Annotated in this window: 24 protein-coding genes; 9 read left to right on the forward strand and 15 right to left on the reverse strand. The window is 71.6% G+C overall.

Going from position 1 to position 25379, the window contains the following annotated elements; genetic code table 11:
* The 5 genes from AB0E14_RS21240 to AB0E14_RS21260 form a co-directional block, all read right to left on the reverse strand.
* On the reverse strand, positions 1–318 hold the full coding sequence (locus AB0E14_RS21240; RefSeq protein WP_362014099.1) for a bifunctional 3-phenylpropionate/cinnamic acid dioxygenase ferredoxin subunit: 318 nt from the start codon (positions 316–318) through the stop codon (positions 1–3).
* Complete coding sequence (gene sufD, locus AB0E14_RS21245) at positions 318–1499, reverse strand: Fe-S cluster assembly protein SufD (protein WP_362420076.1); 1182 nt, start codon at positions 1497–1499, stop codon at positions 318–320. Before sufD ends, AB0E14_RS21240 begins: the two co-directional genes overlap by 1 nt.
* Positions 1500–1562: 63 nt before the next feature.
* Complete coding sequence (gene sufB, locus AB0E14_RS21250; RefSeq protein ID WP_362420079.1) at positions 1563–2978, reverse strand: Fe-S cluster assembly protein SufB; 1416 nt, start codon at positions 2976–2978, stop codon at positions 1563–1565.
* A complete protein-coding gene (locus AB0E14_RS21255) occupies positions 2975–3703 on the reverse strand; it encodes a metalloregulator ArsR/SmtB family transcription factor (protein ID WP_362420082.1) in 729 nt (242 codons plus the stop codon). The genes sufB and AB0E14_RS21255 overlap by 4 nt, the downstream gene beginning before the upstream one ends.
* A gap of 166 nt (positions 3704–3869) precedes the next feature.
* A complete protein-coding gene (locus AB0E14_RS21260; protein WP_362420085.1) occupies positions 3870–5426 on the reverse strand; it encodes a carboxypeptidase-like regulatory domain-containing protein in 1557 nt (518 codons plus the stop codon).
* Positions 5427–5614: 188 nt separating this feature from the next.
* Between AB0E14_RS21260 and AB0E14_RS21265 the strand changes: the two genes are divergently transcribed.
* The 3 genes from AB0E14_RS21265 (at position 5615) to AB0E14_RS21275 (ending at position 8384) form a co-directional block, all read left to right on the forward strand.
* Positions 5615–6553 carry an ABC transporter ATP-binding protein gene (locus AB0E14_RS21265; RefSeq protein WP_362420087.1) on the forward strand — a complete coding sequence of 313 codons (939 nt, stop codon included), beginning with the start codon at positions 5615–5617 and terminating at the stop codon, positions 6551–6553.
* Positions 6550–7317, forward strand: a complete 768-nt coding sequence (locus tag AB0E14_RS21270; RefSeq protein WP_362420090.1) for an ABC transporter permease — start codon at positions 6550–6552, stop codon at positions 7315–7317. The genes AB0E14_RS21265 and AB0E14_RS21270 overlap by 4 nt, the downstream gene beginning before the upstream one ends.
* 107 nt (positions 7318–7424) lie before the next feature.
* Positions 7425–8384: a COX15/CtaA family protein gene (locus AB0E14_RS21275; RefSeq protein ID WP_362420093.1), complete on the forward strand. Its 960-nt coding sequence runs from the start codon at positions 7425–7427 to the stop codon at positions 8382–8384.
* A gap of 6 nt (positions 8385–8390) precedes the next feature.
* Here AB0E14_RS21275 and AB0E14_RS21280 read toward each other — a convergent pair whose 3' ends face one another.
* The 3 genes from AB0E14_RS21280 to AB0E14_RS21290 all read right to left on the reverse strand — a co-directional run bounded on the left by AB0E14_RS21280 (position 8391) and on the right by AB0E14_RS21290 (position 10933).
* A complete protein-coding gene (locus AB0E14_RS21280; RefSeq protein ID WP_362420096.1) occupies positions 8391–9470 on the reverse strand; it encodes an amidohydrolase family protein in 1080 nt (359 codons plus the stop codon).
* A gap of 102 nt (positions 9471–9572) precedes the next feature.
* Positions 9573–9893 carry a hypothetical protein gene (locus tag AB0E14_RS21285; protein WP_362014086.1) on the reverse strand — a complete coding sequence of 107 codons (321 nt, stop codon included), beginning with the start codon at positions 9891–9893 and terminating at the stop codon, positions 9573–9575.
* Between the two features lie 92 nt (positions 9894–9985).
* The gene (locus AB0E14_RS21290; protein ID WP_362420100.1) at positions 9986–10933 is read right to left on the reverse strand and encodes a heme o synthase; all 948 of its coding nucleotides are present in this window, start codon (positions 10931–10933) and stop codon (positions 9986–9988) included.
* Positions 10934–11260: 327 nt separating this feature from the next.
* Between AB0E14_RS21290 and tkt the strand changes: the two genes are divergently transcribed.
* Genes tkt through pgl form a run of 5 tightly spaced genes read left to right on the forward strand, consistent with a single transcriptional unit; the run spans position 11261 to position 17844 of the window.
* Positions 11261–13348, forward strand: coding sequence for a transketolase (tkt, locus tag AB0E14_RS21295; RefSeq protein WP_362420103.1), 2088 nt, complete (start codon positions 11261–11263; stop codon positions 13346–13348).
* 32 nt (positions 13349–13380) lie between these two features.
* Positions 13381–14499: a transaldolase gene (gene tal / locus AB0E14_RS21300; protein WP_362420106.1), complete on the forward strand. Its 1119-nt coding sequence runs from the start codon at positions 13381–13383 to the stop codon at positions 14497–14499.
* Between the two features lie 5 nt (positions 14500–14504).
* The gene (gene zwf, locus AB0E14_RS21305) at positions 14505–16037 is read left to right on the forward strand and encodes a glucose-6-phosphate dehydrogenase (RefSeq protein WP_362420109.1); all 1533 of its coding nucleotides are present in this window, start codon (positions 14505–14507) and stop codon (positions 16035–16037) included.
* Complete coding sequence (gene opcA, locus AB0E14_RS21310) at positions 16034–17065, forward strand: glucose-6-phosphate dehydrogenase assembly protein OpcA (RefSeq protein ID WP_362420112.1); 1032 nt, start codon at positions 16034–16036, stop codon at positions 17063–17065. Before zwf ends, opcA begins: the two co-directional genes overlap by 4 nt.
* A complete protein-coding gene (pgl, locus tag AB0E14_RS21315; protein ID WP_362420115.1) occupies positions 17062–17844 on the forward strand; it encodes a 6-phosphogluconolactonase in 783 nt (260 codons plus the stop codon). Before opcA ends, pgl begins: the two co-directional genes overlap by 4 nt.
* A gap of 33 nt (positions 17845–17877) precedes the next feature.
* Here the strand turns inward: pgl and AB0E14_RS21320 are convergent, their stop codons facing one another.
* The 5 genes from AB0E14_RS21320 to AB0E14_RS21340 all read right to left on the reverse strand — a co-directional run bounded on the left by AB0E14_RS21320 (position 17878) and on the right by AB0E14_RS21340 (position 23585).
* A complete protein-coding gene (locus tag AB0E14_RS21320) occupies positions 17878–19425 on the reverse strand; it encodes a PH domain-containing protein (protein ID WP_362420118.1) in 1548 nt (515 codons plus the stop codon).
* Positions 19422–19934: a PH domain-containing protein gene (locus AB0E14_RS21325; protein ID WP_362420122.1), complete on the reverse strand. Its 513-nt coding sequence runs from the start codon at positions 19932–19934 to the stop codon at positions 19422–19424. Before AB0E14_RS21325 ends, AB0E14_RS21320 begins: the two co-directional genes overlap by 4 nt.
* 5 nt (positions 19935–19939) lie before the next feature.
* A complete protein-coding gene (gene pgi / locus AB0E14_RS21330) occupies positions 19940–21598 on the reverse strand; it encodes a glucose-6-phosphate isomerase (RefSeq protein WP_362420200.1) in 1659 nt (552 codons plus the stop codon).
* Between the two features lie 91 nt (positions 21599–21689).
* On the reverse strand, positions 21690–22454 hold the full coding sequence (locus tag AB0E14_RS21335; RefSeq protein ID WP_362420125.1) for an SIS domain-containing protein: 765 nt from the start codon (positions 22452–22454) through the stop codon (positions 21690–21692).
* Positions 22455–22661: 207 nt separating this feature from the next.
* Positions 22662–23585: a BadF/BadG/BcrA/BcrD ATPase family protein gene (locus tag AB0E14_RS21340; RefSeq protein ID WP_362420128.1), complete on the reverse strand. Its 924-nt coding sequence runs from the start codon at positions 23583–23585 to the stop codon at positions 22662–22664.
* A gap of 78 nt (positions 23586–23663) precedes the next feature.
* On the opposite strand from AB0E14_RS21340, the gene AB0E14_RS21345 reads away from it, so the two are divergent.
* Complete coding sequence (locus tag AB0E14_RS21345; RefSeq protein WP_362420131.1) at positions 23664–24512, forward strand: MurR/RpiR family transcriptional regulator; 849 nt, start codon at positions 23664–23666, stop codon at positions 24510–24512.
* A 142-nt stretch (positions 24513–24654) separates the two neighbouring features.
* Here the strand turns inward: AB0E14_RS21345 and AB0E14_RS21350 are convergent, their stop codons facing one another.
* Positions 24655–24990, reverse strand: a complete 336-nt coding sequence (locus tag AB0E14_RS21350; RefSeq protein WP_003976875.1) for an RNA polymerase-binding protein RbpA — start codon at positions 24988–24990, stop codon at positions 24655–24657.
* Positions 24991–25067: 77 nt separating this feature from the next.
* Complete coding sequence (gene secG / locus AB0E14_RS21355; protein ID WP_361958470.1) at positions 25068–25298, reverse strand: preprotein translocase subunit SecG; 231 nt, start codon at positions 25296–25298, stop codon at positions 25068–25070.
* Between the last annotated feature and the right edge of the window lie 81 nt (positions 25299–25379).

Below are 25379 nucleotides of genomic sequence, written 5' to 3' on the forward strand. Positions count from 1 at the left end.
TCAGGACTCCTGGGTGACGGAGACGAGCACATCGTCCCCTTCGATCTTTACGGGGTATACGGGGACGGGGCGCGTCGCGGGAAGGCCGGACGGCTTGCCGGTGCGGAGGTCGAACGCGGAGCCGTGCAGCCAGCACTCGATCTGGCAGTCCTCCACCTCGCCCTCGGAGAGCGAGACGTTCGCGTGCGAGCAGATGTCGTGGATCGCGAACACCTCGCCGTCCGTGTGGACGAGGGACACCGGCGTGCCGTCGAGTTCCACCCGCTTCGGGGTGTCCTCCTCCAGCTCGCTCAGCGCACAGGCGCGTACGAAGGCCATCAGACGGACGCCTCCAGCTCGGCCTCGATCTTGGCGATGAGGCGCTCCTCGACGTCCGGCAGACCGATCTGCTGGACCAGCTCGGCGAAGAAGCCGCGCACGACGAGACGGCGGGCCTCGGCCTCCCCGATGCCGCGGGACATCAGGTAGAAGAGCTGCTCGTCGTCGAAACGGCCGGTGGCCGAGGCGTGACCGGCGCCGGCGATCTCGCCGGTCTCGATCTCCAGGTTCGGCACCGAGTCGACCCGGGCGCCGTCCGTCAGGACCAGGTTCCGGTTGAGCTCGTAGGTGTCGGTGCCCTCGGCGGCGGCCTGGATGAGCACGTCGCCGATCCAGACGGCGTGCGCGTCCTGGCCCTGCAGCGCGCCCTTGTAGGCCACGTTCGACTTGCAGTGCGGGGTGTTGTGGTCGACCAGGAGGCGGTGCTCCTGGTGCTGGCCCGCGTCGGTGAAGTACAGGCCGAAGAGCTCGGCCTCGCCGCCGGTGGCCGCGTACCGGACCCGCGGGTGGATGCGGACGACGTCGCCGCCGAAGGTGACCACGACCGACTTGAAGGAGGCGTCCCGGCCGACCAGCGCGTTGTGCTGGGCGACGTGGACGGCCTTCTCGTCCCAGTCCTGGACGGAGACGACGGTCAGCTTGGCGCCGTCGCCGAGCACGTAGTCGACGTTGGCGGCGAGCACCGCGTCACCGGTGTGGTCGATGACCACGACGGCCTCGGCGAAGGCGCCGAGCTCGATGACCTGGTGGCCGAAGGCGACCCCGCCCTCGCCGTGCACGGCGATGCGGATCGGCTCGGTGAGGACGGCCTCCTTGGCGACGGTCACGACCGAGGCCTTCTCGAAGGAGGAGTACGCCTGGGCGGCGACGCGGTCGACGGGCGTGCCGGCCTTGCCGAGCCGCTCGTCGTCACGGCCGACGGTCTCCACCGTGACGCCCTCGGGGGCCTCGATCTCGACCTTGACGCCCTCGCCGGTGGCGACGGCGGTGCCGTCGTGCAGGCCGCGCAGCCGCTCCAGCGGGGTGAACCGCCACTCCTCCTCGCGACCGTGCGGGACCGGGAAGTCCGCGACGTCGAAGGACGGGGGCGCGCTCATGCGCGTGGCGACGGTGGACTCGGCGGCCACCGCGATCGAGCCGGCGGTGGTGGAGCCCGCCGGGATGTTCTGAGCCTCAGCCATGGCTGTCGTGTTGCTCTCTTCCTCGTTACTACGCAAGTCGGTACGGACGGACGGTGGCGGGTGTCAGCCCACCGAGCCTTCCATCTGCAGCTCGATCAGCCGGTTGAGCTCAAGGGCGTACTCCATCGGGAGCTCCTTGGCGATCGGCTCGACGAAGCCGCGCACGATCATCGCCATGGCCTCGAACTCGGTCATGCCGCGGCTCATCAGGTAGAAGAGCTGGTCCTCGGAGACCTTGGAGACCGTGGCCTCGTGGCCCATGGAGACGTCGTCCTCGCGGACGTCGACGTACGGGTAGGTGTCCGAACGGGAGATCGTGTCGACGAGCAGCGCGTCGCAGAGCACGTTCGACTTGGCACCCGGGGCACCCTCGCCGATCTCGATGAGACCGCGGTAGGAGGTGCGGCCGCCGCCTCGCGCCACCGACTTGGAGACGATGTTGGAGGAGGTGTTCGGAGCCATGTGGACCATCTTGGCGCCGGCGTCCTGGTGCTGGCCCTCGCCCGCGAAGGCGATGGACAGGGTCTCGCCCTTGGCGTGCTCGCCCATCAGGTAGACGGCCGGGTACTTCATGGTGACCTTGGAGCCGATGTTGCCGTCGACCCACTCCATGGTCGCGCCCTCGTAGGCCACGGCGCGCTTGGTGACCAGGTTGTAGACGTTGTTCGACCAGTTCTGGATCGTCGTGTAGCGGCAGCGGCCGCCCTTCTTCACGATGATCTCGACGACCGCGGAGTGCAGCGAGTCGGAGGAGTAGATCGGGGCGGTGCAGCCCTCGACGTAGTGGACGTAGGCGTCCTCGTCGACGATGATCAGCGTCCGCTCGAACTGGCCCATGTTCTCCGTGTTGATACGGAAGTAGGCCTGCAGCGGGATCTCGACGTGCACGCCCTTCGGCACGTAGATGAACGATCCGCCGGACCACACGGCCGTGTTCAGCGAGGCGAACTTGTTGTCGCCGACCGGGATGACCGTGCCGAAGTACTCGCGGAAGAGCTCCTCGTGCTCCTTCAGCGCGGTGTCGGTGTCGACGAAGATGACGCCCTGCTCCTCCAGGTCCTCACGGATCTGGTGGTAGACGACCTCGGACTCGTACTGGGCCGCGACACCGGCGACGAGGCGCTGCTTCTCCGCCTCCGGGATACCGAGCTTGTCGTACGTGTTCTTGATGTCCTCCGGCAGGTCCTCCCAGGACTCGGCCTGCTTCTCGGTGGACCGCACGAAGTACTTGATGTTGTCGAAGTCGATGCCCGACAGGTCGGAGCCCCAGCTCGGCATGGGCTTCTTGTCGAAGAGGCGCAGACCCTTGAGCCGCAGCTTCAGCATCCACTCGGGCTCGTTCTTCTTCGAGGAGATGTCGCGGACGACGTCCTCGTTCAGACCGCGCTTCGCGGTGGCACCGGCGGCGTCGGAGTCGGCCCAGCCGTACTCGTACCGACCCAGGCCCTCGAGCTCGGGGTGGCTGATCTCGGTGGTCATGCGGGGTTCCTCCCGGCCGTGCTTGCGGATGCTTCTGATTCGGTGGTCTGTGGGGCGCTGTGCGGGATGAACGTCGTGCAGACGCCGTCACCATGCGCGATGGTGGCGAGACGCTGGACGTGCGTTCCCAAGAGGCGGGAGAAGATCTCCGTCTCCGCCTCGCACAGCTGGGGGTACTGCTCGGCGACATGGGCGACCGGGCAGTGGTGCTGGCAGAGCTGCTCGCCGACCGGCGCGTTCCGCGCAGTGGCAGCGTACCCGTCCTTGCTCAGCGCCTTCGCGAGCGCCTCGGTGCGCTGCTCGGGCTCCGCCGATTCGACGGCCTCGCGGTAGGCCTCGGCCTGGTGCTCGAGCCGGTCGCGGGCGAAGGCCGCGACGGCGGCCTCACCTCCCGCGTTCTTCTCGATCCAGCGCAGGGCGTCCACGGCGAGCGAGTCGTACGACTGGTCGAAGGCGTCCCGGCCGCAGTCCGTGAGCGCGAAGACCTTGGCGGGGCGGCCGCGCGTACGGGCCCCGTACACGCGCTTCTCGCGGGCTTCGACGACATTGTCGGCGACGAGCGAGTCGAGATGCCGGCGGACGGCGGCCTGGGTGAGGCCGAGCCGCGTCGCCAGGTCGGCGACGGTCGACGGGCCGTGGTCCAGGACGGAGCGCGCGACGCGGTTGCGCGTGGAGCGCTCACCGGTCGCGAGTTCCTCCACGGGAGCCTCGTCGACGTTTTTCACAACGCCATTGTTGCGTAATTCCTCGGAGAGTGACAAGCGGCGTCCGGGCGGGTCCACGGTGCCGTGCATCACTCAGGTAAGGCTTACCTGACCTGCGGAAATGATCTCCGGGACGGCCGGCGGCCACACCCGGCGAGGGGTGCGGCCGCCGTCGTCGACAGGGGTCTCAGCGCCCCTGACCGGCCTCCACGGAGCCCTGATGACCTCGGACGATCACCTTCACCGGGATGTCGATCACGGGCTCGCGCCCGCTGTCCGAGCCGACCCGCAAAGTCCCTTTCAGGACGGTGCCGGGGGCCACGCCCGTCGTGTCGACGGTGAGCGTCACGGCCACTCGGTCGTACGGCACCTGCCCGGCGCCCTCCAGAGCGCCGTCGGCCGGGGAGGCGGTGAGCCAGGGCTGCCCGTCCTTCTCGGCCACCGCGTACGTGGTGGGGATGCTGCCCTCGTTGGTCAGGGCGAGCGTCCGGGTGGTCCGGGTGTCCGCCGGAGCCCGGACGGTCAGGGACCGCTGGTCGACGGTGACCCGGCCGGTGCCGAGCTCGCCGTCGACCAGGCGGACGCTGCCGGGCACGGCGGTGACCGTGATCCGGTCGCCCCAGTAGTGCGCGGCGCCGAGGACGACGTCGTAGTCCTGCCAGTTCGCCGGCACCTGGAACAGGTAGGCGCCGTCGGCGTCGGCGCGACGGGACGGCCCCACGCCCCCGCTGTACGCCGCTACGTGGGCGCCGGCGATCGGGAGCAGGTCGTTGGTGTCCGTCACCCGGCCGAGGATCACGGCGGTCCTGGTCTGGCGGAAGGAGATCACCGTGCCGTCGCGCAGCGCGGCCTCGTCCCGGGAGTAGATCAGGGCGCCCGCACCGGTGTGGCTCTCGGCGCCGATCGTCGCGGACGAACCGGTCTCCCGGCCGGTCCCGGAGAGGTCCCGGTAGCGCAGGGAGGCGGTGCCGTCCTCGCCGATCACGGCGGAGAAGCTGATCCGCTCACGGGCCGGAGGTCCGGCGATCCGCACGTTCCGCCATTCGACGACGACCGTCCGGTGCGGCGCGGTGCCGGTGGTGGCCCAGTACACGCCCGACCGGCCGTCGAGCGCGAGGTCGTCCCCGAAGGCGTGGAGGGTGCCGTCGGCCGTCCGCGCCCCGGGCGCGGCGAAGGAGAGCGTGCCGTCGACGGAGGCGGTGAGGGAGCGGTACGCCCGGCCGTAGAACGGCACGGGGAACGGCAGCCCGATGTCCGCCGTGCCGGACGCGCGGTCGGTGAAGCGGAGCTTGGTGGTCCCGCTCGGGAACGCGCCGCCGACGGCGGCCGAGCAGGCGGTGCCGAAGGTGTCGGTACGGGGCGTCAGCGCGATGTCCCGGGCGCCGCCGTCCCCGGCCACCTCGACCGGGACGTCGGCCGGCGAGGCACAGCGGTGGTCCGGGGTGACGGCCAGCCGGTACGCGCCGGCCGTCGGGAGCCGCAGGGTGTAGCGGCCGTCGGCGCCGGTCGTCGCGGTGGCCCCGGACGGCGTGGCGGTGACGACGGCGCCCGCCTCGGGGCCGGTGGCGCCCCTCACCGTCCCGGTGAGGTCGACGGCGGCGGGGGCCGCCTCGGCCCGCGCGGGCGCGGCGGCCAGGGCCAGGGGGAGGGCGAGAGCGGCGGCGAGCGCGGCGAGGGCTCTCCGCGGGTGACGCCGGGCGTGTCGGTCGTGTCGGTCGTGTCGGTGGGGTCGAACCAGGTGCACGGACTCTCCTTCACGGAAGGTGCGTTCACGGAAAATGCGCCACATGTGCGCACGATCACCCGATCGTGAAGGACGGGCGGGACGCGTGGGAAAGCTTTGACCCGCCACTTTCGGCCATTCCTCGAGCCCGGAAGCGGCCGGTGTCCCCGCCGACCGGAGCACCCGGACGGCTCTCTAGACTTCCGGGCATGAAGAACGAGTCCGTCGACCGCGCCGCCGTCCAGGTCCGTGGCCTGGTGAAGCGGTACGGAGCCAAGACCGCCGTCGACGGCCTCGACCTCGATGTCAGGACGGGCACCGTGACCGCCGTCCTCGGTCCGAACGGGGCCGGCAAGACCACCACGATCGAGACCTGCGAGGGCTACCGGAGGGCCGACGCCGGCACCGTCCGCGTCCTCGGCCTCGACCCGGTCGCCGACGCGGCCAGGCTGCGCCCGCGGATCGGCGTGATGCTCCAGTCCGGCGGCGTGTACTCCGGCGCCCGGGCCGACGAGATGCTCCGCCACATGGCGAAGCTGCACGCCCACCCGCTGGACGTGGACGCCCTGATCGAGCGCCTCGGCCTCGGCTCCTGCGGCCGGACCACCTACCGCAGGCTCTCCGGCGGCCAGCAGCAGCGCCTGGCGCTCGCGATGGCCGTCGTCGGCCGCCCCGAGCTGGTCTTCCTCGACGAGCCGACCGCCGGCCTCGACCCGCAGGCCCGCCACGCCACCTGGGACCTCGTCCGCGAGCTGCGGACCGACGGCGCCACCGTCGTCCTCACCACGCACTTCATGCAGGAGGCCGAGGAGCTGGCGGACGACGTCGCCATCGTCGACGCGGGCCGGGTCGCCGCCCAGGGCAGCCCCGAGGCGCTCTGCCGCGGCGGCGCCGAGAACACCCTCCGCTTCACCGGCCGCCCCGGGCTCGACCTGGGCTCGCTGCTCAAGGCGCTGCCCGACGGGACCCAGGCCGCCGAGCCGCTCCCGGGGACGTACCGCATCACCGGCGAGGTCGGCCCCCAGCTGCTCGCCACGGTGACCACCTGGTGCGCGCAGCACGGCGTGATGCCGGACGGCATCTCGGTCGAGCGCCACACCCTCGAAGACGTCTTCCTCGAACTGACCGGCAAGGAGCTGCGCTCATGAGCACGGGAACGTACTCCCCGAAGCCCGGAGCCGCGCCGGTCGGGCGCATGATCGCGGCGCAGACGGCCCTGGAGACCAGGATGCTGCTGCGCAACGGCGAGCAGCTGCTGCTCACGGTGATCATCCCGTCCCTGCTGCTGGTGCTCTTCTCGACCGTCGACATCGTCGACACCGGCTCCGAGAAGGCCGTCGACTTCCTCGCCCCCGGCGTCCTGGCGCTCGCCGTGATGTCCACCGCTTTCACCGGCCAGGCCATCGCGACCGGCTTCGAGCGCCGCTACGGGGTCCTCAAGCGGCTCGGCGCCTCGCCGCTCCCCCGGTGGGCGCTGATGACCGCCAAGACGCTCTCCGTCCTGGTCACGGAGATCCTCCAGGTGGCGCTGCTCACGGCGATCGCGCTCGGGCTCGGCTGGTCGCCCGAGGGCGACCCCTTCTCGGTCCTGGTCCTGCTCGTCCTCGGTACGGCGGCCTTCTCCGGGCTGGGCCTGCTGATGGCCGGCACGCTGCGCGCCGAGGCGACGCTGGCCGCCGCGAACCTGGTCTTCCTGCTGCTCCTGGTGGGCGGCGGGGTGATCGTGCCGCTCGACCGGTTCCCCGAAGCCGCCCGCGTCGTCCTGGAGCTGCTGCCGATCTCGGCGCTCTCGGACGGCCTGCGGGACGTGCTCCAGGGCGGTGCCACGCTCCCCTGGGGGCAGGCGCTGATCCTGGCCGTCTGGGCGGTCCTCGGCCTCGGCGCGGCGGCGAGGTTCTTCCGCTGGGAGTAGCGGCCGGCGGCGCCGGTGAGTAGCGACGGGGTGACGTTCCGGGGTGACTTCGCCCGTAACGCACCCCTCGTGAAAACACGCACAAGCCCCGCCCTACGATAGGGCCCGTGCTGACCCCCCTCGCCTCCATCGCCAAGCGCTGGACCCCGTCTCCCCGGACGCTCCGGCGCGCCGCGCTCTCCGCCGTCGTGATGAGCGTGCTCATCATCGTCACGGGAGGCGCGGTCCGGCTGACCGGTTCCGGTCTCGGCTGCGACACCTGGCCCAAGTGCACGGAAGACAGCCTGATCGTCACGCCCGAGCAGGGCTACCGCGGCATGATCGAGTTCGGCAACCGGATGCTGACGTACGTCCTGTCGGCCGCGGTCGGCTGGGCGATCATCGCGGCGCGCTCCACCAAGCCGTGGCGGCGCGGGCTGACCCGGCTCGGCTGGGCGCAGTTCTGGATCGTCGCCAGCAACGCGGTCATCGGCGGCATCACGGTCTGGATGGGCCTCAACCCGTGGACCGTCGCCGGCCACTTCCTCGCCGCCAACGCGCTCCTGACGGTCGCCGTGATCACCTGGCACCGCGCCGGCGAGGGCGACACGCCCCCCAGGCGCCGGGTGCCGGGACCGGTCCGCAAGCTCTCCTGGGCGATCGTCGCGGCCTCGGTCCTGCTGATCGTCCTCGGCACCGGTGTCACGGGCTCGGGCAAGCACGCGGGTGACAGCAGCGACGTCCCGCGCATGCCGTGGGACTGGACCGCCGCCGCCCATCTGCACGCCATCGCCGCCTGGGTGGTCTGCGCGCTCGCGCTCGCGATGTGGCTGGTGCTGCGGGTGGTCGACGCCCCGGACGACACCCGGGCGCGCGCCCGTGACCTGCTGATCGTGCTGCTCGCCCAGGGCGGGATCGGGTACGTCCAGTACTTCACCGGTGTCCCCGAGATCCTGGTCGGCGCCCATATGCTCGGCTCCGCGCTGATGTGGATCGCGGTCCTGCGCCTGGTCCTGAGCCTGCGCGAGCGCCCGCTCTCCGCCCCGGAGATCCCGGCCCGGTCGGACGCGGTACTGACCGAGGCGTAGAGCCGGTCAGCGCAGGCCGTAGATCCTGCGCGCGTTGCCCGAGGCGATCATCGCGGCCACCCGCTGGGCGTCGGTGAAGGACCAGGAGCCGTCGGCGACCCATTCGCCGAGAACCCGGCCGAGCGCGCCCCGGAAGACGTTCGCCGCGACGACGTGCAGTTCGGGCAGGGCCTGGGCGCCGCTGGAGAAGAGCAGCTTGCCGAAGGGCGCCTGCTCCAGGAGTTCGGCGAGGACGGCCGCCGCCCTGGCCCCGGTCCTGGCGAGGACGGAGCCCAGGTCCGCGTAGACGTGCGGGAAGAGGGCGGTCAGCTCGGCCGCCTGGCGGTGGTACGGGTATCCGTGCAGCAGCACGAGGTCGGCGCCCAGGCCGCCGGTGGCGGCGGCGAACTCCGCGAGCCCGGCCGGATCCTCGTTCCCCACGTGCAGTTGGAGCGGCCGGCCCGCGCCGACTGCGACCCAGAGCAGATGGCGCAGCAGCACCGGGTCGGTGATCCGGCCGCCGGCCGCGCGGGCGGCCAGCCAGCGCCCGGCCGCCCCCCGTACCTCGCCGGGCCCCGGCGGCTCGGCGGCCTGGGCGAGCCCCCGGCTCACGCCGGCCACCGAGGTGAAGGCGACGGCCGTCGTGGCGGCGCCGTGGACGGCCTCGGCGAGGTTGGCGAGGAGCGACTCGACGGATCCTGAGGTGTCGGCCACCTGCTCGGCGAGGAGTTCCAGGCGGACGATCTCGTGCGCGTCGGCGGCACCGGCGGAGGCGAGTTCGGCGGGATCGGTCAGATCGCCGGGCAGGCCCGTGTCGACCAGGTACGTGGCGATCCCGGAGGCGCGCAGCAGTCTGCGCCCGGACTCCAGGACGCCCAGCTCGCGGCGGCGGGCGAGGTAGCGGGCCGGTGGGCAGTGCGGTTCAAGGCCCAGCAGCGGCGGGCACCAGCGACGGACCGCGAATCCGGTCTGGGTGTCGAAGAAGGTGGTGCCGGGCGCGGCAGGACCGCCGGTCCTGCCGAGGTGGGTCTCGAAGGTGCCGAGGCCGAGCTCCGTACGGAGCACCCCGTGGCAGTACTGGTCCACCAGGCTCGGGGTCTCGATCATTCGGGGGGCTCCCTGCGTGGACGTTCTTCCACACGTCCTAACGGGTGAGCCCCACCCGAGGTTGTCGCCTTCCGCGTCGAACGGATACGCGGGGGAGGCGGGTTACGCGTTCGACGGGCCGCCGAGCTGGATCCCGGCCATCCGGGACCACTCGTACGGGCCGGTGACGACCTTCGCGGCGAACTCGCCGTCGAACTCGTCGTGGAGGGTGAGGCCGGCCTTCTCGGCCGCCTGCTCGGCGATCGCGTACGTGGGGGCCACCAGGTCGCCCCAGCCGCCGTCCTCGCCGACGAGGACGATCCGGGTGCCGGCCTGGCCGATGTGGGCGAGCTGCCCCTCGGCGCCGCCGTGCTCCTTGGAGAACGTCCGGATCTGCTTGGCGAGCCTGGCCGCCCTGCGCTCCGCCTGCTTCGTGTCTGCCATGACAAGGATGCTACCGACGGGTAGATCAATTGGCGACGGCCGGGCACGTGGTCTTGCCCACGTGCACCGGCCGTAGCGGGGGTCCTGCGGTGCTACCTCAGGAAGGGGTCGACCGCGACCGCCACGAAGAGCAGCGAGACATAGGTGATCGACCAGTGGAAGAGGCGCATCTCCTTGAGCTTCGCGCCGGTCGCGCCGTTCTTCGCGCGGTTCAGCAGCGCGTGCGCCTCCCAGAGCCACCAGCCGCCGGTGAGCAGCGCCACCGCCGTGTAGAACCAGCCGGTGTACCCGAGCGGGGTGAGCAGCAGCGAGACCGCGACCATCACCCAGCTGTAGGCGACGATCTGCTTGGCCACGACCTTGTTGGAGGCGAGCACGGGGAGCATGGGGACACCGGCGCGCGCGTAGTCGTCCTTCACCTTCATCGACAGCGGCCAGTAGTGCGGCGGCGTCCAGAAGAAGATGACGAGGAAGAGGATGATCGCGGCCCACGACATCGAGTCGGTCACGGCCGACCAGCCGATGAGCACCGGCAGACAGCCGGCGATGCCGCCCCAGACGATGTTCTGGGCGGTGCGCCGCTTGAGGATCATCGTGTAGATCACGACGTAGAACAGCAGCGCGCCCAGCGAGAGCGCGGCCGAGAGCCAGTTGACCAGCAGGCCGAACCAGAGCGTGGAGACCACCGCGAGGGTCAGGCCGAAGACGAGGCCCTCCCGCGGGGTCAGGACACCGGTGACCAGCGGGCGCTGCGAGGTGCGGTCCATCAGCGCGTCGATGTCGCGGTCGATGTACATGTTCAGCGCGTTGGCGCCGCCCGCCGACAGATAGCCGCCGAAGCAGGTGGCCAGGACCAGCCACAGGTTCGGCACGCCCTGCTCGGCGAGGAACATCACCGGAACGGTGGTGATGAGCAGCAGCTCGATGATCCGCGGCTTGGTCAGCGCCACGTATGCCTTGACGCGGGCCCCGAACGGCCGATGGCCCCCCGGGCTGGGAGTCAAGACGACCCCTGCGGGTCGGGACTCGACGGCCGTCACGCACACCCCTGACAGAGAATTCCCAGCAAGCTCCCCGGATGAAGACGGGGTGAAGACTTGCGCGTACCACGCCACTCTAGACGTTGCCCATACGCCGATCTTCGCGGGGGTGGGGTCGTGTTGAGGGGGCTCGTCCCAAGGGGTGGACAGTGCTGCGCCCGGTGCTCGGGAGGCGAAGTGACGGAGTCGCCCGCAGTCTTGACGTGTCTGCTCATCTGAGGGCCCCAGACCCGAAATGATGGCGTTCTGACGGGGGTAGGCTCGGCAGCGCCGGTACACCCTCAGTCACCGGTTTCCCGTACATGTGGAGAGGAGCCCTGACTCAGGGTGAGCACTCAGCCGACCACCTCAGAGCTCGACTGGACCGAGCTGGATCAGCGGGCCGTGGACACCGCCCGCATCCTGGCAGCGGACGCCGTACAGAAGGTCGGCAACGGCCATCCCGGTACGGCCATGAGCCTGGCGCCCGCCGCGTACACCCTCTTCCAGAAGGTGATGCGGCACGACCCGGCGGACCCGGAGTGGGTGGGGCGCGACCGTTTCGTGCTCTCCGCCGGCCACTCGTCCCTGACCCTCTACACCCAGCTGTACCTGGGTGGCTTCGGTCTTGAGCTGGACGACCTGAAGGCGTTCCGCACCTGGGGCTCGAAGACCCCGGGCCACCCGGAGTACGGGCACACCGCGGGCGTCGAGACGACGACGGGCCCGCTGGGCCAGGGTGTCGCCAACGCCGTGGGCATGGCGATGGCCGCCCGCTACGAGCGCGGTCTGTTCGACCCGGAGGCGGCCCCCGGCACCTCCCCGTTCGACCACCGGATCTACGCGATCGCCGGTGACGGCTGCCTGCAGGAGGGCATCTCCGCCGAGGCGTCCTCGCTGGCCGGTCACCAGAAGCTCGGCAACCTGATCCTGCTGTGGGACGACAACCACATCTCGATCGAGGGCGACACCGAGACGGCCGTGTCCGAGGACACGATGAAGCGGTACGAGGCGTACGGCTGGCACGTCCAGCGCGTCGAGCCGCAGGCCAACGGCGACCTGGACCCGGCCGCGCTGTTCGCGGCGATCAAGGCCGCCGAGGCCGAGACCGAGCGTCCGTCGTTCATCGCGATGCGCTCGATCATCGCCTGGCCCGCCCCGAACGCGCAGAACACCGAGGCCGCGCACGGCTCGGCGCTCGGCGACGAGGAGATCGCGGCCACCAAGCGGATCCTCGGCTTCGACCCGGAGCAGACCTTCGAGGTCGCCGACGAGGTCATCGCCCACACCCGCTCGCTGGGCGACCGCGGCCGTGAGGCCCGCGCCGCGTGGGAGAAGTCCCTCGCCGAGTGGCGTACGGCCAACCCGGAGCACGCGGCCACCTTCGACCGCATCCAGGCCAACGAACTGCCGGAGGGCTGGGAGAACAAGCTCCCCGTCTTCGAGGCGGGCAAGGGCATCGCGACCCGCGCCGCGTCCGGCAAGGTCCTGCAGTCGCTCGGCGCGGTCATCCCGGAGCTGTGGGGCGGCTCGGCCGACCTGGCCGGCTCGAACAACACGACGATCGACAAGACCTCGTCGTTCCTGCCCGAGGGCAACCCGCTGCCCGAGGCGGACCCGTACGGCCGCACGATCCACTTCGGCATCCGCGAGCACTCCATGGCCGCGGAGATGAACGGCATCGCGCTGCACGGCAACACTCGCGTCTACGGCGGCACCTTCCTGGTGTTCTCCGACTACATGCGCAACGCGGTGCGGCTCTCCGCGCTGATGCACCTGCCGGTGACGTACGTCTGGACCCACGACTCGATCGGTCTGGGCGAGGACGGCCCGACGCACCAGCCGGTGGAGCACCTGGCCTCGCTGCGCGCGATCCCGGGTCTGAACGTCGTCCGTCCTGCGGACGCCAACGAGACCGCCATCGCCTGGCGCGAGATCACCAAGCGCCACACCCGCGTGTTCGGCAAGGGCGCCCCGCACGGCCTCGCGCTGACCCGCCAGGGTGTTCCGACGTACGACTGGAACGACGACGCGGCCAAGGGCGGGTACGTCCTGTTCGACGCCGAAGGCGGCGAGGCGCAGGTCGTGCTGATCGGTACCGGCTCCGAGGTGCACGTGGCCGTCGAGGCCCGCGAGCAGCTGCAGGCCGCCGGCGTCCCGACCCGCGTGGTCTCGATGCCGTCCGTCGAGTGGTTCGAGGAGCAGGACCAGGCGTACAAGGACTCCGTCCTGCCGCCGTCGGTGAAGGCGCGCGTGGCCGTCGAGGCCGGTATCGGTCTCACCTGGCACAAGTACGTCGGCGACGCCGGCCGGATCGTCTCGCTGGAGCACTTCGGCGCCTCGGCCGACGCGAAGGTCCTCTTCCGCGAGTTCGGCTTCACGCCGGAGGCCGTGGCCGCCGCCGCCCGGGAATCTCTCGCCGCCGCGGCGCGCTGACGCCACTAGACACGATTTTTGGAGAACCTCTCATGACAGACGCTCTCAAGCGCCTCTCCGACGAAGGCGTCGCGATCTGGCTGGACGACCTCTCGCGCCAGCGGATCACGTCCGGGAACCTGGCCGAGCTGATCGACCAGCAGCACGTGGTGGGTGTCACCACCAACCCGTCCATCTTCCAGAAGGCGATCTCGGAGGGCCACGGTTACGACCAGCAGCTCGCCGACCTCGCCGCGCGCAAGGTGACCGTGGACGAGGCCATCCGCATGATCACGACGGCTGACGTGAGGGACGCCGCCGACATCCTGCGCCCGGTGTTCGACTCCACCGACGGCCAGGACGGCCGGGTCTCGATCGAGGTCGACCCCCGCCTCGCCCACAACACGGCGGCGACCATCGCCGAGGCCAAGCAGCTGGCCTGGCTGGTGGACCGTCCCAACACCCTCATCAAGATTCCGGCCACCAAGGCGGGTCTGCCGGCGATCACCGAGGTCATCGGCCTCGGCATCAGCGTCAACGTGACGCTGATCTTCTCGCTGGAGCGCTACCGCGCGGTCATGGACGCCTACCTGGCCGGTCTGGAGAAGGCCCGCGAGCGCGGTCTCGACCTCTCCAAGATCCACTCGGTGGCCTCCTTCTTCGTCTCCCGCGTGGACTCGGAGATCGACAAGCGCCTGACCGCCCTCGGCACGGACGAGGCGCTCGCCCTCAAGGGCAAGGCCGCCCTCGCCAACGCCCGTCTGGCCTACGAGGCCTACGAAGAGGTGTTCTCCTCCGAGCGCTGGGCCGGCCTGGACAAGGCGCAGGCCAACAAGCAGCGTCCGCTGTGGGCCTCGACCGGCGTCAAGGACCCGGCGTACAAGGACACGCTGTACGTCGTCGACCTGGTCGCGCCCGGCACGGTGAACACCATGCCGGAGGCGACCCTGGAGGCCACCGCCGACCACGGCGAGGTCACCGGCGACACCGTTCGCGGCACCTACGAGCAGGCCCGCGCGGAGCTGGACGCCGTCGAGAAGCTCGGCATCAGCTACGACGACGTGGTACAGCTGCTGGAGGACGAGGGCGTCGAGAAGTTCGACGCGTCCTGGAACGACCTTCTCAAGTCGACCGAGGCGGAGCTGCAGCGCCTCGCACCTTCGGAGGCGTAAGCACTTTGAGCGCAGTCCACGGAGCCAACCCGCTCCGTGACGCCGCAGACCGACGGCTCCCGCGTATCGCGGGGCCGTCGGGTCTGGTGATCTTCGGTGTCACGGGCGATTTGTCCCGTAAGAAGCTGATGCCTGCCGTCTACGACCTCGCGAACCGCGGCCTGCTGCCGCCGGGCTTCTCGCTGATCGGCTTCGCCCGTCGCGAGTGGCAGAACGAGGACTTCGCGCAGGAGGTCCACGACGCCGTCGAGCAGCACGCGCGCACCCCGTTCCGCGAGGAGGTGTGGCAGCAGCTGATCCAGGGGATGCGTTTCGTCCAGGGCGACTTCGACGACGACGACGCCTTCGAGCAGCTGAAGTCCACCATCGAGGAGCTGGACAAGGCGCAGGGCACCGGAGGCAACTTCGCCTTCTACCTGTCCGTGCCGCCGAAGTTCTTCCCGCTCGTCGTCCAGCAGCTGAAGAAGCACGGCCTGGCCGACCAGAAGGACGGTTCCTGGCGCCGCGCGGTCATCGAGAAGCCCTTCGGCCACGACCTGGTCTCCGCCAAGGAGCTCAACGAGGTCGTCCACGAGGTCTTCCCGCCCGAGGCGGTCTTCCGGATCGACCACTACCTCGGCAAGGAGACCGTCCAGAACATCCTGGCGCTCCGCTTCGCCAACACCCTCTTCGAGCCGATCTGGAACCGGTCGTACGTCGACCACGTGCAGATCACCATGGCCGAGGACATCGGCATCGGCGGCCGCGCCGGCTACTACGACGGCATCGGCGCCGCCCGTGACGTCATCCAGAACCACCTCCTCCAGCTGCTCGCGCTCACCGCGATGGAGGAGCCGGCCTCCTTCGACGCGGACGCGCTCGCGGCCGAGAAGACCAAGGTGCTCGGCGCGGTGAAGCTGCCCAAGGACCTGGGCGCCTCGACCGTGCGCGGCCAGTACGCGCCGGGATGGCAGGGCGGCGCCAAGGCCGTCGGCTATCTGCAGGAGGACGGGATCGACCCCAAGTCGAAGACCGACACCTACGCGGCCATCAAGGTGGAGATCGACAACCGCCGCTGGGCGGGCGTCCCCTTCTACCTCCGTACCGGCAAGCGGCTCGGCCGCCGCGTCACCGAGATCGCGGTGGTCTTCCAGCGGGCTCCGCACTCCCCCTTCGACAAGACGGCGACGGAGGAGCTGGGCCAGAACGCCCTGGTCATCCGCGTCCAGCCGGACGAGGGCGTGACCATGCGGTTCGGCTCCAAGGTGCCGGGCACCTCGATGGAGGTCCGGGACGTGTCGATGGACTTCGCCTACGGCGAGTCCTTCACGGAGTCCAGCCCCGAGGCGTACGAGCGGCTCATCCTCGATGTGCTCCTCGGCGACTCGAACCTCTTCCCGCGCGTCGAGGAGGTCGAGCTCTCCTGGAAGATCCTCGACCCGATCGAGCAGTACTGGGACGCGCACGGCAAGCCGGCGCAGTACCCGTCCGGGACCTGGGGTCCGGTCGAGGCGGACGAAATGCTCGCACGAGACGGACGGAGCTGGCGCCGGCCATGAAGACCGACCTCACGGACACCACGTCCAGCAAGATCAACAAGGCGCTGGTGCTCGGGCGGCGTGCCATCGGCACGCCCGCCGTCGGGATGGTGCTCACCCTCGTCATCGTCACGGACGAGGAGAACGCCTACGACGCGCTGAAGGCGGCCAACGACGCGTCCCGTGAACACCCTTCGCGCACCCTCGTGGTCATCAAGCGGGCCTCCCGCTCGCCGCGGGACCGCGCGAAGGCCCGGCTCGACGCCGAGGTCCGCCTCGGCGCCGACGCCAGCACCGGCGAAACGGTTGTCCTCCGCCTGTACGGCGAGGTCGCCGAGCACGCCCAGTCGGTGGTGCTGCCGCTCCTCCTGCCGGACGCGCCCGTCGTCGTCTGGTGGGCGGTCAACGCCCCGGCCGACCCGGCGAACGACCCGCTGGGCTCGCTCGCCCAGCGCCGGGTGACCGACACCTACGCGGCCGAGCAGCCGATCCAGGAGCTGACCGGCCGCGCGGACACGTACACCCCGGGCGACACGGACCTGGCCTGGACCCGGATCACCCCGTGGCGCTCGATGCTGGCCGCCGCGCTCGACCAGGTCGTGTGCGAGGTCACCTCGGCCGAGGTCGAGGGCGAGGAGTTCAACCCGAGCGTCGAGCTGCTCGCCATGTGGCTGGCGGACCGGCTGAAGGTGCCGGTGCGCCGGTCCACCTCGCAGGGGCCCGGGCTCACCTCCGTACGGATGCAGTCCTCCTCAGGGCCGATCATCCTCGACCGGCCGGACGGCTCGCTCGCGACGCTCTCCATCCAGGGGCAGCCGGACCGTGCCGTGGCGCTCAAGCGCCGCGACACCGCCGAGCTGATCGCGGAGGAGCTGCGCCGGCTCGACCCGGACGACACCTACGCCTCGGCGCTGCGGTTCGGGCTCGACCGGCTGGACGAGGAGGCGAAGGTGACGGCTCCGCAGGAGCCGGTCGCGGCCGACCCGGCGCCCGAGCCGGCCAAGGCGCCCGCGAAGAAGGCCCCGGCCAAGAAGGCGGCGGCCAAGTGAGCACTCCGCAGCTCGTCGTCCACCGCGACAAGGAGCTGATGGCGCAGGCCGCGGCGGCCCGGCTGATCACCCGGATCGTGGACGCGCAGGCGGCCCGCGGCTCGGCGTCCGTGGTCCTCACGGGCGGCCGGAACGGCAACGGACTGCTCGCGGCGCTCAGTTCGGCCCCCGCCCGGGACGCGATCGACTGGTCGCGGCTCGATCTGTGGTGGGGCGACGAGCGGTTCCTGCCCGAGGGCGACCCGGAGCGGAACGTCACCCAGGCCCGCGCGGCGCTGCTCGACAGCGTCCCGCTGGACCCGGCGCGCGTGCACGCCATGCCGGCCTCGGACGGGCCGTACGGCAGCGACGTCGAGGCCGCGGCCGCGGCCTACGCCGCCGAACTGGCCGCGGCGGCCGGTCCGGAGGACCATGGCGCGGTGCCGTCCTTCGACGTGCTGATGCTGGGCGTCGGCCCGGACACGCACGTGGCCTCGCTCTTCCCCGAGCTGCCCGCGGTCCGCGAGACGGAGCGCACGGTGGTGGGCGTGCACGGCGCGCCGAAGCCGCCGCCGGTCCGGATCTCGCTGACGCTGCCCGCCATTCGGGCCGCGCGTGAGGTCTGGCTGCTCGCGGCCGGCGAGGACAAGGCGAAGGCGGCGGCGATCGCGCTCTCCGGGGCGGGTGAGATCCAGGCCCCGGCGGCGGGCGCCCACGGCCGCTCGCGGACGCTCTGGCTGCTCGACGCGGCGGCCGCGTCGGAGCTGCCGCGCGATCTGTACCCGCCGGCCTCGGCCTGACGGACGCTCATCGGCGCTCGTGGGAGGCCCGGTTCACCGCACGGTGGACCGGGCCTTCCGCGTCTCCCCCACCTGCTCGAGGAAGGGCGCGAGCAGCTCGGGGACCGCGTCGGCAGCGAAGGCCAGGCCCTCGCTCTGCCCGGCGTCGTACACGTCGTACCCGCCGCTGCCCGCCGCCGTCGTCGCGGTCAGGGTGACCAGGCCCGCGCGACGCTGGAAGTACGACTGCTTGACCGTCCAGCCGATGACGCCGCCGCGCTCCAGGGCGACCGTGGTCCGGCGGATCGTACCGGAACGGGTCACCAGATAGCCGCCGCTGACGCCGTGTCCGAGACTGCGGTACGCGTCGAGGGCGGCCGCCACGGCGAGGACGCCGAGGACGAGGGCGCAGCCCACGGCCACGTAGAGCAGGACGGGGGTGAGGAGGAGGCCGAGAAGGGCGAGGACCGCGACCGGGACGGACACGCTCCACAGCGCCCAGCCCAGCCGCCGGGTACGGGCCGCGCGGGGATGGGCGGTGAGCGGCGCGTCCGTCGGGGACTCCGCCTGGCGGAGCACCTGGGCGGCGACCCGGTCGGCGACGGCGCGGGGCGCCGCGGGCAGCAGGGTCTTGTTCTCGGTGTGCTCGTCCTCGTCGCGCTCGGTGAGTCCGGTGGCGACGGCGTCGACACGGGCGGCCCGGCACATCCGGACGCCGAGCGGCTCGACCAGTTCGACGCCGCGCAGGCGCCGCTCCTCGATGGAGATCGACCGGGCGGTGAACAGGCCGCGGCGGACCCGCAGGGTGCCGCCGGGCTCGCGCTCCAGGCGGTAGTTCCACCACATCTCGACCCAGAGGCCGAGGGCGCCGACGGTGCCGCCGAGGACGGCGAGGAGGATCAGGACGAGGATCATCGACACGATCGAGGTGTCCTGGAACCGGTCCCCTATCCAGTCGATGACCTCCTCCTGGGCCCCGAACCACTCGCTGACCTGCATCACGGCACCGGCCGCCGCACCGCCGAGGAGGACGGAGACGAAGGAGACCGGGGCGTAGCGGATCCAGCGCGGGTCGAGTGCGGCGAGGGCGCCGTCGTGGCGGGTGTCCTCGGCTGCGGGGGCCGCGCGGTCGAGCAGCGCGCGGCGGAGCCGCTCGCCCTCGGCCCGGGCCACGGGGTCGAGTTCGAGGGTGGACTCGCCGCCGCCGTTGTGCTCGCCGGTGCCGATGCGGACCTTGACCAGGCCGAGGACGCGCTGCAGCGGGTTGGCGGTCAGGTCGACGCTGCGGATCCGCTCGCGGGCCAGCGAGCGGCGCTTGACCAGCAGGAGCCCGGTGTGGAGTTCGGCCCGTTCGGTGCCGATGCGATAGCGGGTGCGGCGCCAGCGGACGTAGTCGCCGGCCGAGCCGAGGCCGACGAGGAGGAGCGCCCCGGCGAGGATCAGGGCGAGGGTCGTGCCGGCGGACAGCGCGTTGGTCAGGCCGAAGTACGTGGGCAGGGCGGCGCCGACGGCGACGCCCGCGAGGACGACCGCCGTGACCAGGACCGTACGCCGGTCGAGGCGCCGCCAGTCGTCGGGGATGTCGCTTCCCGGCTCGCTCACGTGGCGTCCCCGGGGGTGGCCTGGGTGATGCGGGTGAGCTTCTCGGCGAGCTCCGCGGCGAGCGCGTGGTCGAGGCCCTCGATCCGCAGCGCCCCCTTGGCGGAGGCCGTGGTGACGGTGACCGTGGCGAGCCGGTACAACTGCTCCAGGGGGCCGCGGACGGTGTCGACGGTCTGGATCCTGGACATGGGCGCGATCCGCCACTCCTGCCAGAAGACCCCGGTGCGGACGTAGACGGCGTCCTCCGTGACCTCCCAGCGGTGGACCCGGAACCACCAGGAGGGGAAGAACGCGGCGCAGGCGAGGCCGCCGACCGCGAGGACGGCGGCGGGCAGCCACAACCAGAACCGGGCCGGTTCGATGAGCGCCCCGAGCACGGCGAGCGGGACCACCGGGACGGCGGTGGTGACCAGCCACTGGGTGCGCCACCAGCCGACGGCCCGTTCGTTCAGTGTGTTCCGCGGCGGCCGCAGCCGCAGCTCGCCCCGTACCGCGTTCTCCCCCCTCATCGCTTCTACCTCCCGCGCAGCGACCGGTACTGGGCGACGAGCCCGGCGGTGGACGGGTCGAGATGCTCCCCGCTCTCGATCACGCCCTCGGTCAGCACGGGCTCGATCCTCTTGGCGAGGACCTTGCCCAGCTCGACGCCCCACTGGTCGAAGGAGTCGATGTTCCAGATCGCGCCCTGGACGAAGACCTTGTGCTCGTAGAGCGCGACGAGCTGACCGAGGACGAAGGGGGTGAGTTCCTTCGCCAGGATCGTCGTCGTCGGGTGGTTGCCCTGGAACGTCTTGTGCGGGACGAGTTCCTCGGCGACGCCCTCGGCGCGCACCTCGTCGGCGGTCTTGCCGAAGGCGAGGGCCTGGGTCTGGGCGAAGAAGTTGGCCATCAGCAGGTCGTGCTGGGCGACGAGGCCGGGGGTCAGGTCGGCGACGGGCTCGGCGAAGCCGATGAAGTCGGCGGGGATGAGCTTCGTGCCCTGGTGGATCAACTGGTAGTACGCGTGCTGCCCGTTGGTGCCGGGGGTGCCCCAGACGACCGGTCCGGTCTGCCAGTCGACGGGGTTGCCGTCGCGGTCGACGGACTTGCCGTTGGACTCCATGTCGAGCTGCTGGAGGTAGGCCGTGAACTTCGAGAGGTAGTGCGAGTACGGCAGGACCGCGTGCGACTGGGCGTCGAAGAAGCCGCCGTACCAGACCCCGAGGAGCCCGAGGAGGAGCGGCGCGTTCTCGGCGGGCGGGGCGGTGCGGAAGTGCTCGTCGACGAGGTGGAAGCCGTCGAGCATCTCGCGGAACCGCTCCGGGCCGATGGCGATCATCAGGGAGAGCCCGATGGCGGAGTCGTACGAGTACCGGCCGCCGACCCAGTCCCAGAACTCGAACATGTTGCCGGTGTCGATGCCGAAGTCCCGCACCTTCTCGGCGTTGGTGGAGAGGGCGACGAAGTGCTTGGCGACGGCGTCCTGACCGGCCCCGAGGCCGGTGAGCAGCCAGTCCCGGGCGGACGTGGCGTTGGTGACGGTCTCGATGGTGGTGAAGGTCTTGGACGCGACGATGAAGAGCGTCTCGGCCGGGTCGAGGTCGCGGACGGCCTCGTGGAGGTCGGCGCCGTCGACGTTGGAGACGAAACGGAACGTCAGGTCCCGCTGGGTGTGGGAGCGCAGGACCTCGTACGCCATGGCGGGGCCGAGGTCGGAGCCGCCGATGCCGATGTTCACGATGTTCTTGATGGGCTTGCCGGTGTGACCGGTCCAGGCGCCGGCGCGGACCTTGTCGGCGAAGGCCGCCATCTTGTCGAGGACGGCGTGGACGGCCGGGACGACGTTCTCGCCGTCGACCTCGACGACGGCGTCGCGCGGCGCGCGGAGCGCGGTGTGCAGGACCGCGCGGTCCTCGGTGGTGTTGATCTTCTCGCCGCGGAACATGGCGTCACGCAGCTCGGCCACGCCGGTGGCGGCGGCCAGCTCGCGCAGCAGCGCGAGGGTCTCGTCGGTGACGAGGTGCTTGGAGTAGTCCAGATACAGATCGCCGACGCGCAGCGTGTACGCGGTGCCGCGGTCCGGGTCGGTGGCGAACAGCTCGCGCAGTTGGGTGTCTCCCAGCTGCTCGCGGTGCTTGCCGAGGGCGGCCCACTCCGGCGTCCGGTTGAGCCTCGTACGTCCTTCTGCGTTCATCTCGGACATCGCCTACTTCTTCTCTTCCTGCCTGCTTGCCCCGCTGCGACTCCAACCTAGTTGATCGTCGGGGCGGAAGGCGCGCGGCGACTCAGTGACCGCCGCGATGCAGCCGGCCTGCGTAGCGGGCCTCCAGAACCGCGTTGCGCTCATGCCCGCCGGGGATGTTGGCGGAGACGTACACGGGCGGCTCGTGGCCCTCGGCGAGGAGCAGGGCGACGGCTTCGGCGACCACCATCTGCACGAGGAGGGAGGAGGTGAGGGTCGAGACCCCGCAGAGCGCGCCGCCGCCCGGGAGGGGGAGCACGGCGTCGCCGGTGGGGGCGCCGTTGTCGAGGACGGCGTCCGCGAGGTCGGCGAGGCGCTTGCCGCTCGCGTGCAGGGCGGGGACGGCGTGGGTGTGTTCGAGCGAGGTGAGCGCGACGAGCGGGTGGCCCGCGCCGGTCACTTTGAGGGCCAGCTCCACGACGGAGTTGTTGACCCCGGAGTTGGAGATGACGACGAAGAGATCCTGCGGGCGGGGCGTCGCGAGGTCGTAGAGCCGGTCGGCGAGCCCGGGGGAGCGCTCCAGCAGAGGATCGGCGAGCACGGACGGGTCCTCGCCGCCGCGCAGCACGAGGTCGGCGAGCGCGATCCGGCTGGTCGGCACGAGCCCGCCGGCCCGCCCGGCGACCTCCAGGGCGGCGGCCTGCGAGTGTCCGGTGCCGAAGGCGTGGATCACCCCGTCCGCGGCGACACAGTCGGCGAAGAGCCGCGCGGCGACACCGACCGCGTCCTTGTTGCCCGCGACGACCCGCTCGACGGCCTGACGCGCGACATCGACGAACAGCTCGGCACCGAGGGCGGTTTGGGGCATGACAGGACCTCCATTGAATGACCGAACCGAAGTGGAACAAGACAGTCGGCTCAATGAACCAGCCCGCCGCCGCCACCGTCAAGGGCCCAACCGACCCAGGACGACGACGCGGCGCGAAGCGCCCGTGGCGTGGGGCCCGGGGCACAGCCCCGTACCACCGGCCCCCGGCAGGGTTTCGGGAAGGGGCGGGGTGGGGGAATCCCGCCGTCACGCCAGGAGCCGCGCCAGCGCCACCGCGCCCCCCACCCCGTCCCGCACCGCCGCCGGCGTGAGCCCCCACGCGCCGACCCGGTCCGCGAGCCGGGCCAGCAGCGGGCCGTCGGGGCCGGTCAGGCCGCCCGTGACGACCAGCGGCTCCCCCGGTCGCGGCTCCAGCGCCCGTACCGTCGCGGCGAGTTCGTCGGCCGCCCGGTCCAGGAGCGTGCGGGCCACCTCGTCCCCGCCCCGGGCCACGTCCACCACCAGCGGGCTGAGTGCCGCCAGCCGGACGGGGTGGCCGCCGAACCCGTACCCGACGACGGCCTCCTTGCTCAGGCCCCCGCACACCTCCCCCACGGGCCCCGTGAGGGCCGTGCGCGGGCCCCGCCCGTCCAGGGCCCGCAGTACCGCCCGCAGCGCCTCGCGCCCCAGCCAGAAGCCGCTGCCCCCGTCGCCGAGCAGCCAGCCGTCGCCGTCCACGGCCCGGACCACCCTGCGCCCGGCCACCCGCGCGGCGGTGGCGCCCGTGCCCGCGATCAGCACGAGCCCGTCCTCCGGGACGCCGGGCCCTGCGGCGAAGGCGATGTCCGCGTCCCCGAGGACCTCGACCCGGACGCCCCCGGGGACGCCCGCCCCGCCCAGCGCCTCCAGCAGACCCGCGCGGGCGTTCGCCACGCCACCGCCCGGGCCGCCGCCCGCGAAGCCGGCCACCACGGAGACGACCGCGCCCGCCCGCCCCGGCGGCACGGCGCCGCCCAGGGCCCGCGCCAGGTTCTCCACGAGAGCCGCGGCGGGGACGCTCAGCGCGTTCCCGGGGCCGCCCGCGCCCTCCGCCAGCACCGCACCCGTCGCCGCGTCCGCGAGCCGTGCCCTGATCCGCGTACCCCCGGCGTCGATGCCGAGCACGCACTCCTGAATCCTGGATTCGTTCATCAGCCCGCATGGTGGTTGATAGATTCACCGCTCGACAAGCCCCCCGCACCGGGCGGCCGGTCAGGAGGGAACACCGCCGTGATCACCGCTCTCATCCGCTCCGAACTGCCCCGCATGTCCGGATCCTTGCGCAGGGTCGGCAACTGGGTCCTCGACGACCCGGGCCGGGTGACCGGCGTCTCGGCCGCCGAGCTGGGCCGCCGTACCGGAACGTCCCAGGCCACCGTGACGCGCTTCTGCCAGGCTCTGGGCCTCGGCTCGTACCAGGAACTCCTGCTGGCCCTCGCGCAGGAGCGGGGCGAGAGCGAACGCCCCGGCGAGACCCGCCCCCTCGGCCCCGACATCGGCCCCGACGACCCGCTCGACCAGGTCGTCGCCGCCGTCGCCCAGGCCGATCTGCTGGCCCTGCGCCGCACGGCCGAGCACCTCGACCTCGACGCCCTGGAGGGCGCCGCCCGCACCCTCGCCAAGGCCCGCCGGATCGACGTCTACGGCGTCGGGGCCTCCGGCATGGTCGCCCAGGAGACCCAGGCCCGGCTCTTCAGCATCGGCTGCGACGCCCGCGGCTGGACGGAGGTGCACGCGGCGGAGACCTCGGCGGCGCTGCTCACGCCCGCGGACGCGGTGGTGGCGCTCTCCCACTCCGGCGCCACCCGCGAGGTCCTCTCCCCGCTGCGGCTGGCCTCCGAACGGGGCGCGCGCACGGTCGCGGTGACCGGCGATCCCCGCTCCCCCGTCGCCCGGGCCGCTTCGATCCATCTGACGTCGACCTCGGCCGAGACCAGCTTCCGGCGCGGCGGTTTCGGGACGCGCCACTCGGTGCTGCTGATCCTGGACTGCCTCTACGCGCGCGTGGCGCAGCTGACGTACGAGCGGGCGACCGCCGCGATGGCGCTCACGGCGCACATTCCCGGCAACCACCGCTAGAGCAGCCGTACATACGGACACACAGCCGCACAAACGGACGCAGCCACCCGTCCGGACGCAGCCACCCATACATACACGAACGGGCCCTGCCCGCGAACCACGTTCGCGGGCAGGGCCCGTTCGTCACACTGTCACACCACGCTCAGATCTCGCCGCGCAGCTTGGCGAGCGCCTCCGCGAGGATCGCCTCGCCGTCCGCGTCGCTGCGCCGCTCGCGTACGTACGCGAGGTGCGTCTTGTACGGCTCGGTGCGCGGCGGGTCCGGGGGGTTGTCCCGGTCCTGACCTGCCGGGAAACCGCAACGCGGGCAGTCCCACGTCTCCGGAACCTGTGCGTCACTGGCGAAGCTCGGCTGCGTCTCGTGCCCGTTCGAGCACCAGAAGGAGATGCGGAGGCGCGGTGCCGACTCGCCCCGCTCGGCCTCCCCCATCGGCCCCGCTCCGACCCGGCTTCCCCGGATCGCGTTGCCACTTGCCACGGTCGTAACTCCCTGCGTGATGGTGCTCGAAGATGCCCCAGTCTACGTAAGGCCCAACGCGCGTCCAGTGATTGGAGTTACACGTCCAACTTCATCAGAAGCGCAAGCACGACAATGCAGGCGAACCACATCAGGCCGACAACGACCGTGATCCGGTCCAGGTTGCGCTCGGCGACCGAGGAGCCGCCGACGGACGACTGCATGCCACCGCCGAACATGTCGGAGAGGCCGCCGCCCTTCCCCTTGTGCATCAGCACGAGCAGCATCAGCAGCGCGCTGAAGACGATCAGGGCGATCGAGAACCCCATAACCACGGCTGGACCAACTTCCTCGGACTTATACGGACGGGGGTCGGGCAGGTCCTGCCCGACCCCCGCAAGGGTACGACG

The organism is Streptomyces sp. NPDC047981, assembly GCF_040653315.1.
In the GTDB taxonomy this organism is placed as follows: Bacteria; Actinomycetota; Actinomycetes; order Streptomycetales; family Streptomycetaceae; genus Streptomyces.

Bases quoted from the DNA above. Each gene is read 5' to 3' on its own strand.
- pgi (WP_362420200.1), bottom strand. From the start codon at position 21,598: ATGAACGCAGAAGGACGTACGAGGCTCAACCGGACGCCGGAGTGGGCC.
- secG (WP_361958470.1), bottom strand. From the start codon at position 25,298: ATGGGGTTCTCGATCGCCCTGATCGTCTTCAGCGCGCTGCTGATGCTG.
- AB0E14_RS21340 (WP_362420128.1), bottom strand. From the start codon at position 23,585: ATGAACGAATCCAGGATTCAGGAGTGCGTGCTCGGCATCGACGCCGGG.
- AB0E14_RS21285 (WP_362014086.1), bottom strand. From the start codon at position 9,893: ATGGCAGACACGAAGCAGGCGGAGCGCAGGGCGGCCAGGCTCGCCAAG.
- tal (WP_362420106.1), top strand. From the start codon at position 13,381: ATGACAGACGCTCTCAAGCGCCTCTCCGACGAAGGCGTCGCGATCTGG.
- opcA (WP_362420112.1), top strand. From the start codon at position 16,034: ATGAAGACCGACCTCACGGACACCACGTCCAGCAAGATCAACAAGGCG.
- AB0E14_RS21265 (WP_362420087.1), top strand. From the start codon at position 5,615: ATGAAGAACGAGTCCGTCGACCGCGCCGCCGTCCAGGTCCGTGGCCTG.
- AB0E14_RS21270 (WP_362420090.1), top strand. From the start codon at position 6,550: ATGAGCACGGGAACGTACTCCCCGAAGCCCGGAGCCGCGCCGGTCGGG.
- sufB (WP_362420079.1), bottom strand. From the start codon at position 2,978: ATGACCACCGAGATCAGCCACCCCGAGCTCGAGGGCCTGGGTCGGTAC.
- AB0E14_RS21280 (WP_362420096.1), bottom strand. From the start codon at position 9,470: ATGATCGAGACCCCGAGCCTGGTGGACCAGTACTGCCACGGGGTGCTC.
- sufD (WP_362420076.1), bottom strand. From the start codon at position 1,499: ATGGCTGAGGCTCAGAACATCCCGGCGGGCTCCACCACCGCCGGCTCG.
- AB0E14_RS21240 (WP_362014099.1), bottom strand. From the start codon at position 318: ATGGCCTTCGTACGCGCCTGTGCGCTGAGCGAGCTGGAGGAGGACACC.
- AB0E14_RS21335 (WP_362420125.1), bottom strand. From the start codon at position 22,454: ATGCCCCAAACCGCCCTCGGTGCCGAGCTGTTCGTCGATGTCGCGCGT.
- AB0E14_RS21325 (WP_362420122.1), bottom strand. From the start codon at position 19,934: ATGAGGGGGGAGAACGCGGTACGGGGCGAGCTGCGGCTGCGGCCGCCG.